Consider the following 15,104-nt stretch of genomic DNA (forward strand, 5'->3'; position numbering starts at 1 on the left):
ATCAAAATTTGGGTGGGTTTTAGTCTGTAATAAGAAATCTTCTAAAAGCATATAAACCTAATATTCAGAATGTATTTCATTTTTTCCGAAATAGTTCGTACTCTTCATTTCATTTTTTCCGAAGTTGTGGTAATATAAAAGTAATATGAAAAAATAAAACTTGTAAACCCTTTATTTATAAGGGTTGTAGCGCTTTTTGTTTCATTTAACTAGCCTTTTAACAACCCCTTGCATTTTTTACAATGCTTTTAAGATATTGCTGAACTTTTCGGCAGTATCTTTTTTCTTATCTTTGGCAAGATGACTGTAAGTGTTCATAGTAATAGAGTAATCGGCATGCCCTAGTCTTAACTGTATTTCTTTGGGGTTTACATCGGCATTCATTAACAAGCTGGCATGAGTATGCCTAAAACCGTGGAAGCCTATATTTGAGACTTTGGCATTTTTAAAATGACTTTTTAATATAGTCAATTCTTTGGTATAAGTGAATGAATGACCTTTTTTTGAAAATATGAGACTGTCCTTTATTGATACTACTTTTTTATTCTGAATATTTTTCCATAATTTCAAAAGCGTTATAGTCTCATGATCAAGGCTTACAACTCGATTGCTTTCTTTAGTCTTTGCGCTTGATTGAATGCGTTCTGTTTTGTTTGCCGTCTGTACAATAGTTTTATAGACTGATACCGTCTCATTATTGAAATCAATATCAGACCAAGAAAGTGCTAAACACTCGCCAACACGTAAACCAGTAGCAAGAAGAAAACGGTACATAGTGACATGTAACTGATTGTCTATTGTATCGTCTAAGCTATCAAGGTATGATAAGAATTTTTTTAACTCATCATTATCAAAATACTTTATTTTTTTAGTAGTCCTATTTTTTAGCTTAGGCGGTATAACATTTATAGCTGGATTGCTTTCAATTGCTCCCAGTTGCATAGCATAGTCTAGTATGCGCTTGATATAGTTAAGTAGTAGCTTATAGCTCCGACACTTACCCTTTTCTCGTCTACCGTTCTTTATTGGGCTTGTATTGGCATTTTTAGCCCACTGATTGACGATACCCTGTAAAAGTACTGAGTTTATCTTTTCGACCTTATACGAGCCGAGAGCGGGCAAGATATAGACCTTTAAATAATTGTCCGCCACCCTTATTGTGTTAAGTTTAACAGTTAGCTTATAACTATCAAACCAACTCATGGCTAAAGCGTTGAAATCATCAAAGAAAACTTTTTCCCTTGCAACAGTTGACCCGTTTTTGATAAAATTAGATATTGCCTGATTGGCTTTAATCTCGCACATTTTGCGCGTGGTAGCGGTAGCGGTAGTCTGTACCTTTTTACCAGTAAGACTATCAATACCAAGATAAACATTAGTACGGTACACGATTGTACCGTCTTTTTTTGTGATTTTTTTTATATTCATTTTCTTTTGCTCCTGTTCTATTGTCAGGCAAGGCATAAGATTGAGAGGTAAGAAATGAAATTTTTATTTAATCACAATTTGCTTATTGGCTATCAATATTTTCGCATAGTAATAATCTATAAGATTAAAATAGTGTCGTTTGATCTGGGTTATTATCTTTAATTTTCTTTTTATCTTTTTTATTAAGGTCTGCGATACTTTCTAAAGGTGTTGGCAGATGTTCTGGCATAGTATTCCCAAGATCTGCCATCGTTTTACGTACCATTTTTCCGACTTCAAAATGAGTGTTATTAGCGTTCTGAGCTCCTTGAATACGGTCTCTTTTCAACTTCTCATCAGTTTGGGTGGCTCGGAATAAATTCGCGGCTAACTCAACACTTCCCATATTATCTAAAATATGCTCGCTTTCAGCCAACCCCTTACGTTCATGTATATCAGCCATTGTTAGTCCGTTATATAGGCCTTTATACCCATAATTATGGAATTCTCCAAAATTAGTAACACCAGCATTACTAGCAGATTTTGATAACGACTTATTATGTCGTTTCATCTCATCCCTGATATTAATTCGTTTTTCGTCTTCAGTAAGTCTATCAAAGTCATCTTGTACTTCTTGCTGACGGGTTTTAATAGCAAAATAACTTTGGCCAAGTGCTATGACTTCTTTTCTCGGATCCCCATTTTGAACGATTAGATAGCAAGCATACCTAGACAACTCTATATCTACTATTTTACGTTCCCCAAAACCGATTTTTACTATTTTCGTAACGTCACGAAAATTGGAGATTACGGGGTTTCCCGCAGTTTTACATGATATCTTAGCTTTATCAATGACATTAATAAAATTTTCCCAACGGTCATACTCTAAAACAAGTTGTAATTCACGCGCATACCAAAATTCTTGACCGTTTTCATCAATATGCTTAATGTTTTCAAACGTTAATTCATCATAGTTAGTTAATTCCATTATTCTACACTTTCTAAGGTCAATAGACCACATTTTTCTTTAAATTTTTTTCACGCGCCTATGCGCTTTTTTTATACCAAAATTACTATATCACACGCGCGTGACATTCTTTTGATCATCACACAAGCACGATAAACGATTATAAGCGTATTTACTACCACGTTCAAGGCTATTTAAACCCCTTTTTAGCGCTTGTAATTTCTTACTTATAAATTATCCGTTTACCTACCTAAAACATCACTAGGCGGACGGTGCGAGAAAGTACAGCATTGTAATTGTAATGTTGAGAAATGTTGAGGTTAAAACCTATATAAAGAATTTAAACAGCCAACTCAAACCCACATACATGATTAATCGTATCACGCGCGGCATGATAATAGGTGGACGATAAGCGCTTATAAGTCGCTTTCATTATCTTTGTTATCCTCATTTTCATCAATAATCTTTTTCCAACTGAAAGCTGAGAAAATTTCCCCTATAAAGTTGGCTAATATTTCAAACATAGTACGCTTCCTTAATTGACTTGATAAGTCATTTTTTTATTTTCTTGATTAAAACTATATAGCCTAACATGTTCATGATTGTTCATGCCTGTAAAGTGAAAATTGGTGTGTTACTCAGGTATCTAGTTCGCGCAGTTATAGAGGAAGTTATATTATTTCCTATTTTGTTCTCGGTTGTATCGTATACCATTTAAAGTGAATTTGATTGCTGTAAGCTCATCATTTGAAAGTAGCTGTCCGTCAAGTAAAGCACGTACATTTTTATCAGTGATTGAACGGATATCAAAAGTTACAGTTTTGCCGTTTAATAAGTCTTTGCTGATGTTGATATTATCATCGTCATTGTATGGTGTAAATTGTCCATTTTCATCCATCAATGGCCATAATTCTGCTAGTAATTTTCTATCTGCCTCTGAAAGGTTGGTATCGTAATTAGATAACGGCATATCAATTTCATTTATTTCTTTATCAGCGTAGATAACGTTATCTTTTATACCAGTCTTCATAATATCTTGTAAAATATAGTTATACCACCATTTAAAAAGGTTTTCTCTAACTTCTGGTATTTGATAAGCAATGACATCGCCATAATCGTCGTTTGCAATATTAAAATTATAACTATCCATCTTATATCCATCAAAAAATAAAGGCTTCAATATGCTATCAATATCTTTTGAGGTAACTAATTCTACTCTTTTTTTGTCTAAATCAAAACCTATATCTATGTTCCCACCATCAATCATGTAGGCGTCGACTAAAACGTTTTCAACAACCCTTTTGTCTTTATCAAAATCACTATCATTTGGTGAATTATGGAATAAAGTAATTTTCAAAAGAGATTTAAACTCCTGATACATCTCTTCTGTCAACACATCATTAACATTTTCATCGTTTATAGGAGATATTTTTGATATAGAATTTACTATATTTATAAAGGTATCAATTGGTGGTACTTTTTTTTCATTTTCTATTTGAGATAAATATGATCTTTTTATTCCAGCTAGGTTTGCTAGTGTTTCCCCAGTAACTTTTAACGTTTGCCTATACTCTTTAAGTTTTTTTCCAATCATATAATACACCTCATCTTTACTTTGTTTACTAAGGCAAGTTTACCACAAAAAAAAACGCTTGACAACAGTAACAATTGTTGCTATACTTTGTTTATCTGGTAAACAGTTACTGGGAAAACAAAATAAATTAAACATACAGGAGAAATAATGAAAAATATTGAATTAAGAAATTTGATTGTTGAAAAACGGATTAAATTTTATGAAATCGCTAGAGAAGTTGGAATTGCTCCAACAACCTTTACAATTTGGATGCGTGATGAGCTTAGCAATGAAAAGAAAGCTAAAGTTATGAATGCAATTGAAGCATTAACTAAGTAGAAAGAGGATAAATGAGCAACCTAGTATTATTTGACAGTCTTGACCTATCAAAAGCGAGCAATGAAAATTTTTACACCACTACCGAGATTATCGCAGAGCGAACAGGAAACGGATATAAAGAAATATCAAACCTTGTAAGAAAATATCAGGAACAATTAAAAAAAATTGCTCCATTGACGTGGCATTTTGAAAAGTCCGCGTCAAACCATGGTAGAGCAACAAGGAAAATCTACCACCTCAACGAGCAACAAACATTGTTTTTTATCCCACTATTAGGCAATACACCCGCAGTTGTTCAATTTAAGTTTGAACTAGCCAAGGCATTTGTCGCTATGCGCGATGAGTTACAAGCCCGACAGATTGCCCGAGCGGTTGAAAAGCCACAGGGTAAGACGTTACACCAAGCCATATCAGAGTGGGGGCATTTCTCAAGACATGGCAATATGTGGCACAACATTATCAGAACGCTGTTAGCTAGTACTGTTACAGGTCTAACCAAAAAGCAGATACAGGCGCGTGATGATGATTGGCGCAAAGAAAAAACGCTCCTCGACCTCCTCACATTGGAAGAAATGGAACGTTACAAATTATTGGAGGGTATCGTTATAGCTATGATTTTGGCTGGTTCTGATTATGAACCTATTAAACAGGCTATAAAGAACTCGATTGCAACAAAAAAAGTCCCAACCGACCAAAGTAAAGACTTTTAAACTGAGTAAACAGAGCCTTGCAGGGCTTTGCTTTCTCTTATTTTACCAAAAATAGGAAGATTACACAAATGAATAGAAAAAATAATAATACAATTGACGTTTCATACCCAACACACGGCTTACAGGCTGGCGCACAGGTACATTATAACCCAAGTTGCCATACATGGACGGTATATTTTGCTAACGGCTTAGAACGCACTTTATACAGCATTAAGAGCTATGCAACTTTTATGAGCGGAGGTGTGGCATGAGTAAAAAAAATACAGATATTGAAATTGAACTTTTAAAAATAGATAGAAAAAACATCATTATAAAAAAATTGTCAATGATTATCTATGAAATGGTTACAGAGCTAGGGGATATTCAAGAGTTAGTAGCTTACTCAGGGAACTTTGACGACATGCAGACCTTACTTGATTGTATTTTAGATGAAAGTACGGATAATGAGCATAGTATTTCTAGTATTCTAGAACACCTTGAAAAAAGCGAGGTAGTCAAATGAACTCAAGATATACATTTAAAGACTTACGAAAAATTAGCGGTTTAACCATTGAGCGATTGTCAGAACAGACTGATATAAGCATTGGCATGTTAAAACTAATTGAGCGAGACAGCGGACAAGCGAACTATAGTGATATTGCCACCTTATCAAGGTTATACAACATTAGTGCCGATTATATCCATATCGGCAAGCAGTCAGATTTTAACGATAACCGTATCACTGAATTATTTGAGTTGCTGAGATTATCGCAACACGTAAAAGCGAGGTAATTGAATGAGTGAATTTGACCCACTAACAACCCTCGCAAGCCGTTTAATTGCTGAGGACGTAATTAGGCGCGTGAATGAATATGACAAGCTACAAGCCAAGCTAAAAGCCACTGAGAGAGTTTTGCCGTATATCTCTAAACAAGAGACTATGAGAGACTTGGATATTTCAGACAATACTATGAGCAAGTTTGAAAGTAATGGACTACAGCGCTATAAGCCTGATTATAACTCATCACTTATCTATTATCTAATTGATGATATTTGTAAATTTATTGTACTGGCTGACTAAGGAGACCAAAAAATGAATAAATTTAATCAAGCAAGACAAAAACAAAGGTCTGATGAAGAACAAGCTGAAATGTTTGCGGACACTATGGATATGATAGCGCGTGAAAGAGCAGTTTTGAGGTTATTTGACGGCAATAAGTCATTACAGGTTCACAGTTTAAGTCATGCCATAAACATCATAAACCAACAACTAGGGCATGAATACGACAACATGCTGATGAATATATCTACCGAGGAATTGCATATTTTACATGACGGTATCAAAACATTAATTCATGGCTGGCAACACTCAAATGAAATTGATACAGAGCTAGTCAAAGAATTACAAAACCCACAAAATTTTTCAGATTATCAAGATTATATAAAGCACCTTTTAAGGCTTTCAAAACTTGAAACAACTATCAAGGCACTAGCAAACTTTAAAAATTAAGCATATTTTGTCAGGCAAGGCATGAATTGAGAGGTAAGAAATGAAATTCAAAGATTTACAGAAATTAGACCAAGACATTATCATGGCATTATCTAGCCATAAAGGAATTGACAGAGCTATCCACGGCAAGACACTGGCGCAGTCTCTAAAAATTGATTTACGCACCCTACAAAGTCGGATAGAATTTTTACAGCGTAACCATTGCGCCATTGGTTCGGTAGATAATCGGGGCTATTTTATACCGCTTAATGAGGAAGAACGCAGAGCTGGAATAATTAAAAAGCAACGGTCTGGAATTGCTATTTCTACCGCAGTAAATGGCTATACTTTAGCAAGTTTAACATGGCTTGATGAATTGATTGGCGGGTAATGCTATGACACCAAAGGAACAAGCCTTATTCTGTATCAATCACGGCATTCATGTTATAGCTGGTTACCCAGTCGGTAAAAGTGAGAGGGCGATTATCAAGGGGACGGCTGAGGGAACTCTAAGCAAAAGCCTTGTATGCGCGTGGTTTGATGAAATACCAGAAAGAAACATACTTATAAACCTAAAAAATAGCGGTTTAATTTGTATTGACTTAGACCAACACAAGGACGGTCAAAATGGTGTAAATGTATTTAACGCTTTATGGAAAACTCACAATAAAGATAAGCCGTTAAGCACCTATGTTGAAAAGACACCGACAGGCGCGGGGGTTCATATCTTCTTTAAAGTACCTGCCGAGGTGTTCAATAAGCCTATTGTGAATGAACTGGCGGACGGTGTAGAGGTCAAGACACATTTCACACCGATATACCCAAGTAAGCGCAGAGACGGCGATTATCAACCGTTTAACGAAACGGACACACTCGCAGACGTTGCAGAATGCCCCGACTGGCTTATTAAATTGATACATGAGCCAAGGAAGACATCACGCGCACCATATAACAACAATAAAGGCGGTGCAATTAATCGGACTTATGGCGCTAATATATGGGAATTATTCAACAATGGCGCAACTGAGGGCAACCGAAACAACGACACAAACAGAGTACTCCACTACTGGCGCAAGATCGGCATAGAGCCAAACACTTGCATGGACTTACTACAGACTTTTAACAGCCGAACAAGTCCGCCATTAGATGATGATGAACTGGCGACAATATGGAAAAGCGTTTTTAAAATGAACTAGAAAGGACTATATGACATCACACCAATTGAATGAACTTGTGGCACAGACACCTAAAGAGCCGACAAGAGCGCCCAAGCCTAAACTAGAGGACTTTACAGAATACTCAGAGGAGGGAGCGAAAACAGTCCATACAGACGATTTTAAGCAGGCATTATCAGATTGGACGGAACAAGAACGGGAATACATTAGTACACCACAATATATTTCTGAAAAGTCTAGCACACTAAAAGGTATCAAGTCACTATTTTATGAATACCGTGATTTATACATGAATGAACAAAAGGCAAAGGGTGGCGATATACCTAAGTCAGTACCACCACTTGAAACAGCTAAAATCATTTATAAATTGCTTACAGTAATAAAGTTAGACAATGAGGACGGCTTACTTGGTGTGTACAACCCAGAAAGTGGGATATACGAAACTAGTGAAAAGTTTTTCCACCGTCTTATTTACTGGATAGAGCCAACTTATAGTCAAGCACGTTCTAAAGAGGTTCTTTTCAAACTTGAAACATTATCAGAGGTTAAGGCACAGACGACTAAGCCATATCTTATCCCAGTGGCTAACGGCATTTTTAACAAGAAAACGCAGAAATTAGAGCCTTTCAATCCTAAGCACATATTCACATCTACCATAGCGACCAAGTACAACGCACAAGCAAAACCGCCCGACATTAAGGGCTGGAATATTGACAAGTGGTTTAGTGAATTAATGAGTAATGATAATGAGTTGGTACAATTATTGTGGGAAATTATTTCCGCAAGCACTAACGGCAACTACTCATATAGGAAAGGTGTGTGGTTTGTTGGTAAAGGTAATGACGGAAAGGGAACTGTTCAAAGTCTTATCATGAATTTAATCGGGCGGGAAAACGTGGCAAGCGTTAAAGCTGAACAGTTTTCTGAACGTTTCGCCTTGTCTCAGGTAGTCGGTAAAACTTGCATAATTGGAGATGATAGCCAAGTCAATTATCTTGATAATGCTGGAAACTATTTCAGTGTTATAACTGGCGACCCAGTACCGATTGAGGTTAAAGGAAAAACACCAACGCTTGCAATATTTAACAAACTAATCATTCAGTCCGCGAATTTCTTGCCTAAGTTTCGGAACAAGTCAAATGGTACTTATAGACGTATGCTGATAGTGCCATTTAACAAGTCTTATACAGCCGAGACAGACGACTGGAAGATTAAAGACGATTATATCACGCGCCCCGAGGTATTAGAGTACGTGCTTAAAAAAGCATTATCATTAAACTTTGATAGGTTTATAGAACCAAAAGCCACCAAAGAACTGTTAGAGGAGTTTAAAATATCTAATGATACAGTCCTAGCGTTCGTATCTACCGACTTTCAGGAATTTGTTAGTGACTTTTTGCCAACTACCTTTATAACAGCATACTATCAAGCATGGTGCGAGGTTGAGGGAGTAAAGCCCTTTAGTAAGCGGGAATTTGAACTAAAACTACCCGACCATATCAAAGAGGAGTGGGAAAAGACACGACAGCGGTCAAGTAGTGCGGGATTTAATAGGGCGGTAGATTTACACCGTGCCGAGGAGCTACCAAAGTTTAGAGCTATGTTTTATTGGAATGATGAAAAACACAAACAGTCTGTAAAAGGGTACAAAAGAAAAAAAGAAAACTAATTCTGTTCCCGTAATCGGGTTTGTTCCCTTTGCGTTCCCGTAAAAAAATAGAAAGGGAACGCCCTCAATCCCTTTTATAATATAGTCCCGTGGCAATTCCATTCCCGTGTTCCCGTAAAAATCGCCCAACTCCGTGAGAATTTACACAGCACACAGAAGTTAGTGATATATAGATATATTAGTAAAATTATTTCAGTATATAAAAAAGAAAGGGAACAAGGGAACAAAAGAGTTATAAAGCTATATATACCAACAAACAAAACTGTTCCCGTACTCAAAAATTAAGGGAACATTAAGGGAACAAGGGAACAAGGGAACAAAACAGAATATAGAAAGGAGTTAGAAAAATGAACAACGGTGCGCGTGAGCCTACTTTTATAGGCATTTAACTTAAACAACTTGACAAAACTTGACATCAAAAAAATGGAGAATATAAAATGACTAACACAAAAAACGAAACAATGAACGCAGAAACTGAAACACATTTAAAATTGGCAGGCGCTTTGAATGTTATCGCAAAACTATTCAGTAATCTATATCCACATTTACCAGCACAAGAACGTTATGAACAATTTAACAAGTCTCTAGGCGAGTTATGCGACACTTTAGATGTTGACCTTGATATTTTTGAACATTATCAACAAGGCGACATCACACTTGAAAATTATGAAGATTTACGAAAGATTGACGAGGAAGAACAAGACGAACCCCAAAGCGTTGTGACGGTAGCTGATGAACTCAAAGAGCTTTATTCACTTAATGATAGCATGTTCACTGGCGACCCTAACCATGTACCGAAATTCACAGACGGCACTGTTATCAAACAGCAAGACTTGGCAGACATGAACATGAACGGCTTGCAACGTATCGCAGAAATGATTGGCATTGAATTAGGCGAATGATATTAAATAAGCTTGGTCTTTAATGACTAGGCTTTTAGTATTTATTAGTATTTAGTGGGTACGATAACAGACATTTCTGACGCCCTAAAAAGGGTACGAATTATTGGCAATTGTGAGCATAGTTATACTTATTGGGCGGGTACGAAAACCTGACAAAACTTGACTTATTTTTTTATATATAAGCGGGTACGATAACCTAACAAAACCTAACATTTATTATTACAAGAAAGGGGGGTGGCATACATGAGTAAGGCGAAGATTGCTGATAAAGAACATAGGCGGTTTGAGGAAGTCTTTTATAGGGTATGGCATTATCAAATGTTCGGATATGATAAGCGTGTCAAGATGACAGATAAAGAACTCGCGCGCGTTAAAGATAGCATGCGTTTGCTTAGGAAGTCACACAAACGTGAGCATGACATCATTGTCCGTCACTATATTGGTAAAGTCTATTACACAACGATAGCAAGAGAACAAGGAGTGTCAGAGGGCTATATCAGGAAACTGGCAAAGAATGGCGCTTATTATTTTCTACAGATACATGATGAACAATAGGGGCATACCAACCCCACGCGCACCATACAATGGCATACAGCAGTCATTACACATTTTTTCACGCGCGAGTTTTAACACAACAAAGACTAGGCTATTCTATTATGGCTTAGTTTTTTGATTAAAAGCCCCCCACCTTTACACCAAAATAATAAGATTGGTTAAGGGAACGGTTGGGGTAGCCGTTTCCAAATGTACAGAGATTTTGAAAAACTTTTTTCCGTGAACAGAATAGCTATACAACAGCGTTTATAGGTGTTTCATACCCTAATATATGCGTACAAAAAGCCTTGTTTTTCGCAACCAGTTTAAAAATAAAAAATACATGGACGTGTAAGGCATAGACAGCCCCACCCAAAGACTTTTACATCAAATTACTACAAAATACTACAATTAAATCTTATATAGACGAACGTTTTTCGCAACCAGTTTAAAAATAAAGCGGTTTAGCTATTTACAGGCGACATCACACAAGCCCACACAAAGCGTTTTTAGCGTAAAGAAAGACGAAACAGCTAGAGCAAACGCAAGTAGATTGCTAACAAATGCTAACGTTAAAAAGTATATTGATGAACAGCTTGAAAAAATACTACATTTTTATCATGCCCTCCATTTTAGCAGTTTAGCTTATAACAATTTGTTACAAGCCTATATAAAGCGTTTTTAGCGTTGTTTGTGTTAAACCCTCATAATTTACCACAAGACAGTTTAAAACGTTTAATATCGCTATGAATTAGCTTGTTACAGCTTGTTATGTAAGAATGTAATAGTGCGCGTGATGATAGCCATAAAATGGTATAATATAATTATGTAAAAACAGTCAGAAAGGCATATAAATGTTTGAATTATTTGATATTAGTAAAGAGGAACAAGAAAAGATATTAAAGCAAGCTAGGCGAGTGTTAAGCGGATATAGACATTTAAAAAGAGCCTATACATTATCTATGCCACAGGCACACACGCAACATTATGGCGGTACATCTACATCAAAGACTAGCCGAACCAGTAACGAAAGCCCAGAGCTTATCAGATACCTAGAATTAGGCGAAAAGGTTGAGAAGATAGAGCAGGCAGTCGAGAGAGTAGAAAACAATGAATACCTTAAAAATAAATATATGAAATCGAATGAACTGAGTTCTTGGGAACTTGTCGAGTTGTCGGGATATGCTAAAACAACATACGCTAGAAAGTTTAACGTTGTGTTATTTGATTTTGCCATTGCTTATGGTATTGTTGACCTTTCTAAGTATGAATTTACAGTTGAAACTGTTAGCTTATCACGCGCACAATAAAAAATCATCAAAATAGGCACGTTTTAACAATCCCTTGCGTTGAAAAATGTTGACATAAAAAAAGCCGTGTATCGTTGGTACACAGCCACTTGCCTGACAATAATTTAACAACTTTTAACTAGCCTTTTAACTAGCCCTTGAATGAAATTGAATGAGTTTTAATGAGGTTGTAAAATTTAAGAATACTTATATATCAACATTGTTGAGGTCTATTGACTTGTAATGATATATAATAGTATAAAAGTAATATGAAAAAACTTATGTTCGCCAAAAATTTAAAATATCTTCGTCAAAAATACAATATGGAACAATTAGACTTATCTCAGCAACTTGGACGTAAAAGTTCATCATCAATTAGTGAATGGGAAAAAGGTAAATACACACCCAAAGCTAATATTCTATCCGATATCTCTGAAATATTTCATGTCTCTTTATCAGACTTAATGACTACAGATTTATCTCTATCTACTAATTATGCGATCTCTAGCAATCACATTATAAAGCAAGATTCAATAAAAGTTATGGAAAGTTTAGATTACCAGATTACAAAGCCATACGAAAAACAATTCAACGAGTGGAATAAAGATAAACAACATATCAACAACAATAAAAAAATAATTTACTTCAAAGAAGGAGATATTTGGTGGGTATCGCTTGGTATCAATATCGGTGTCGAGATTGATGGAAAAAAGAATCACTTTGAAAGACCTGTCATCATTTTAAAACGCGTCAACTACCATTCCGCTATCATCATCCCACTAACTAGCACTATAAGAGAAAATGATGATAGATTTGTAAATTATGAAATTGACGGAATCAAAAAATCAGCAAACATTTCTCAAATTCGTATGATAGATACAAAAAGATTTCGCAGAAAAGCTAAAATAAAGTTACCAATAGATAACTTTAGAGAAATAAAGTCACGTTTGAAAAAATATCTATAAAAAACAGCCAGATCGCTCTGGCTGTTTCAATAGATCGGCGCTGTTTGACCAGCGCCTCGGATGGTATGTTGACCGAAGTCTCAACCGTTAATACACTAAGTATAGCGAAAGCTTGACAATTTGTCAAGTTTAGACTAGCGGCCTGGATTGGGAGCGTCATCGTCCTTATCCCTAGCTACTTTAAGATTACAAAAAACTTGCGACATCGCAGCAATCAAGAACTTGATGACGCTGATGACTTAGATAAAGCACTTGAGATTATTTGATGGGTTTGATATCCTGACATTAATAGATACGAAAACCACCCAGGTCGGATGACCTGGGTGGTTGTTTCATTATATATCTCACTTGCACCAAACACTTGCTAACATTTTTAATTTTTCAGCACAAATTTTTCTAGGGCAACAGCTACACCATGTTCATCATTTGTGCTTGTTTGAAAATCTGCTATGGCGATAATCTCTGGGACTGCATTTCCCATGGCGATAGCTAGGCCTGCGGCCTCTAACATTGACAAATCATTTTCAGCATCACCAATTGCCATTGTTTCTGCTAAGGGGATGTCCAGAATCTTGGCAAGCTGTATCAAGCCTTGGCCTTTACTCACCTCCTTGTTGAGAATTTCAAAGAAATTCGGCGAGCTCGAAACTGTCGTATAGGCGTTTGTAAAGTCAGGCGGTATCTGACTGATGATGTAACGTAAGGCATCTGCTTCACCGACCAGCATCATTTTAATGATGCTGTCTTCTGCTGCCATCTCCGCTCTTGTCCTAAAGCTCATAGGGACTTTCGCGATGAAAGACTCCTCTACAGTATACTTTGAAACGTCTCGGTTTGAGGTAAACAGTCGATCTGCTGTGACCGCATGAGAGGTGCATCTTAAGATCGTCGCCAAATCATCAACTCTTAGGTAGTCTTGATAGGTTAGGGTTGTCCGTTTGAGTTCAACGCCTGTATCTGCCGCTAGGATCATCCCACCATTATAAGTGATAACATAATCACCTGGATCAGTCAAAGACAACTCTTTCAATAACTCAATAACACCTAAATAAGGTCTACCGGTCGTCACGACAATTTTGACACCTTGTGCCTTGGCTTGCCTGATTGTCGACTTTACCTCTTGTGTGATCAACCTTTCACTGTTTAGCAAGGTGCCGTCTACATCTATTGTTACTAATTTAATCCCCATTATTTCCTCTGTCCTTCCTTTTGAAAGTATGAGCTAAAAAAATAGAGTTGCGCTTCTCGTCTGCGGCAACTCTATTTTTTATTGCACCACCATTACCCTAAAATACCACCAGCGTAGCCTAAGATACCAATGATAAAGATGACGATGATGATGAGCAATGGGTTAACCCCTTTTTTCAATAACCAAGCGACAAACAAGGTCAAGCCAAGTGCTAACATCCCTGGCATGATGCTATCCAATACGTTTTGAACGGTTTGGATTTGCATTTTACCAGCTGCATCTTTCATTTTTGTTGCTTGTAGAACGATATTGATGCTTGTCCATTTGCTAATCAACGCACCCATCACAAACAAACCAACAATTGAAGCACCTTCTGTTAATTTCTTGATACGACCGCCAGCCATATCTTTGATGATTTCCATGCCTTTTTCATAACCATAGAAGAGACCAAAATATTTGGTTGTTAAGCGGATGATGTTGATCAAGATAAAGAAGAGCAAAGGTCCTGCAATCGAGCCTGTCAAAGCAAGTGAGCCACCGAGCGCTGCCAAGACTGGACGAGCTGTTCCCCAGAAAATCGGATCGCCCACACCTGCTAATGGTCCCATCAAACCAATCTTCATGGCTTGAATGGCAGAACCATCAATGTCTCGTCCATTTGCTTTTTCTTCTTCCATTGCAGCTGTTACACCGAAAATCGGTGCTGTCAACCAAGGTTGTGTATTAAACCATTCCAAGTGACGGGTCAAGGCTTGATTACGCTCTTCACCTTCTGGATAGATTTTTTTCAAGGCTGGAATGATGACATAACAGAAACCTAGGGATTGTACACGTTCAAAGTTGAAAGAGCCTAATAGGAAGTTTGAACGTAGAAACATACTCGTTAATTCTTTTTTAGTTAATCTTTTTTCAGTCAT

Annotated in this window: 18 protein-coding genes and 1 pseudogene; 14 read left to right on the forward strand and 5 right to left on the reverse strand. The window is 36.7% G+C overall.

What is annotated here, in order from left to right; genetic code table 11:
* Positions 1–237: 237 nt before the first annotated feature.
* The 3 genes from LRA01S_RS06785 to LRA01S_RS06795 form a co-directional block, all read right to left on the reverse strand.
* On the reverse strand, positions 238–1,428 hold the full coding sequence (locus LRA01S_RS06785) for a tyrosine-type recombinase/integrase (RefSeq protein ID WP_061774882.1): 1,191 nt from the start codon (positions 1,426–1,428) through the stop codon (positions 238–240).
* A 124-nt stretch (positions 1,429–1,552) separates the two neighbouring features.
* A complete protein-coding gene (gene dinD, locus LRA01S_RS06790; protein ID WP_061774883.1) occupies positions 1,553–2,395 on the reverse strand; it encodes a DNA damage-inducible protein D in 843 nt (280 codons plus the stop codon).
* Between the two features lie 655 nt (positions 2,396–3,050).
* Entirely contained in the window at positions 3,051–3,968 is a 918-nt protein-coding gene (locus LRA01S_RS06795; protein ID WP_061774884.1) for a helix-turn-helix domain-containing protein, read from the reverse strand.
* 147 nt (positions 3,969–4,115) lie between these two features.
* Between LRA01S_RS06795 and LRA01S_RS10935 the strand changes: the two genes are divergently transcribed.
* From LRA01S_RS10935 to LRA01S_RS11385, 14 genes and pseudogenes are all read left to right on the forward strand, one after another.
* Entirely contained in the window at positions 4,116–4,286 is a 171-nt protein-coding gene (locus LRA01S_RS10935; RefSeq protein ID WP_156470227.1) for a hypothetical protein, read from the forward strand.
* Between the two features lie 11 nt (positions 4,287–4,297).
* Complete coding sequence (locus LRA01S_RS06800; protein WP_061774885.1) at positions 4,298–4,996, forward strand: Rha family transcriptional regulator; 699 nt, start codon at positions 4,298–4,300, stop codon at positions 4,994–4,996.
* A gap of 247 nt (positions 4,997–5,243) precedes the next feature.
* Positions 5,244–5,498, forward strand: coding sequence for a hypothetical protein (locus LRA01S_RS06810; RefSeq protein ID WP_061774887.1), 255 nt, complete (start codon positions 5,244–5,246; stop codon positions 5,496–5,498).
* Positions 5,495–5,767 (forward strand): helix-turn-helix domain-containing protein, encoded by a 273-nt coding sequence (locus LRA01S_RS06815; protein WP_061774888.1) that lies wholly within the window; start codon positions 5,495–5,497, stop codon positions 5,765–5,767. Before LRA01S_RS06810 ends, LRA01S_RS06815 begins: the two co-directional genes overlap by 4 nt.
* Positions 5,768–5,771: 4 nt before the next feature.
* Positions 5,772–6,056: a hypothetical protein gene (locus LRA01S_RS06820; RefSeq protein ID WP_061774889.1), complete on the forward strand. Its 285-nt coding sequence runs from the start codon at positions 5,772–5,774 to the stop codon at positions 6,054–6,056.
* Positions 6,057–6,068: 12 nt separating this feature from the next.
* The gene (locus tag LRA01S_RS06825) at positions 6,069–6,485 is read left to right on the forward strand and encodes a hypothetical protein (protein WP_061774890.1); all 417 of its coding nucleotides are present in this window, start codon (positions 6,069–6,071) and stop codon (positions 6,483–6,485) included.
* Between the two features lie 40 nt (positions 6,486–6,525).
* Positions 6,526–6,855, forward strand: coding sequence for an HTH domain-containing protein (locus tag LRA01S_RS06830; RefSeq protein WP_061774891.1), 330 nt, complete (start codon positions 6,526–6,528; stop codon positions 6,853–6,855).
* A gap of 4 nt (positions 6,856–6,859) precedes the next feature.
* Complete coding sequence (locus LRA01S_RS06835) at positions 6,860–7,660, forward strand: bifunctional DNA primase/polymerase (protein ID WP_061774892.1); 801 nt, start codon at positions 6,860–6,862, stop codon at positions 7,658–7,660.
* 10 nt (positions 7,661–7,670) lie between these two features.
* Complete coding sequence (locus LRA01S_RS06840) at positions 7,671–9,308, forward strand: DNA primase family protein (RefSeq protein ID WP_061774893.1); 1,638 nt, start codon at positions 7,671–7,673, stop codon at positions 9,306–9,308.
* A gap of 437 nt (positions 9,309–9,745) precedes the next feature.
* Positions 9,746–10,210: a hypothetical protein gene (locus LRA01S_RS06845; protein WP_061774894.1), complete on the forward strand. Its 465-nt coding sequence runs from the start codon at positions 9,746–9,748 to the stop codon at positions 10,208–10,210.
* Between the two features lie 243 nt (positions 10,211–10,453).
* Complete coding sequence (locus LRA01S_RS06850; protein ID WP_061774895.1) at positions 10,454–10,765, forward strand: hypothetical protein; 312 nt, start codon at positions 10,454–10,456, stop codon at positions 10,763–10,765.
* A 490-nt stretch (positions 10,766–11,255) separates the two neighbouring features.
* Positions 11,256–11,351, forward strand: a pseudogene (locus LRA01S_RS11300) (terminase small subunit); the annotation flags it as partial.
* 247 nt (positions 11,352–11,598) lie between these two features.
* Entirely contained in the window at positions 11,599–12,054 is a 456-nt protein-coding gene (locus LRA01S_RS06855; protein WP_061774896.1) for a hypothetical protein, read from the forward strand.
* A gap of 248 nt (positions 12,055–12,302) precedes the next feature.
* Positions 12,303–12,998: a type II toxin-antitoxin system PemK/MazF family toxin gene (locus LRA01S_RS11385; protein ID WP_096824068.1), complete on the forward strand. Its 696-nt coding sequence runs from the start codon at positions 12,303–12,305 to the stop codon at positions 12,996–12,998.
* Between the two features lie 373 nt (positions 12,999–13,371).
* Here the strand turns inward: LRA01S_RS11385 and yidA are convergent, their stop codons facing one another.
* Both yidA and LRA01S_RS06870 read right to left on the reverse strand, forming a co-directional pair.
* Positions 13,372–14,187 (reverse strand): sugar-phosphatase, encoded by an 816-nt coding sequence (gene yidA / locus LRA01S_RS06865; RefSeq protein ID WP_061774897.1) that lies wholly within the window; start codon positions 14,185–14,187, stop codon positions 13,372–13,374.
* Positions 14,188–14,279: 92 nt separating this feature from the next.
* Complete coding sequence (locus LRA01S_RS06870) at positions 14,280–15,104, reverse strand: mannose/fructose/sorbose PTS transporter subunit IID (protein ID WP_061774898.1); 825 nt, start codon at positions 15,102–15,104, stop codon at positions 14,280–14,282.

This window comes from Pseudolactococcus raffinolactis NBRC 100932, assembly GCF_001591765.1.
GTDB classification, from domain to species: Bacteria; Bacillota; Bacilli; order Lactobacillales; family Streptococcaceae; genus Pseudolactococcus; species Pseudolactococcus raffinolactis.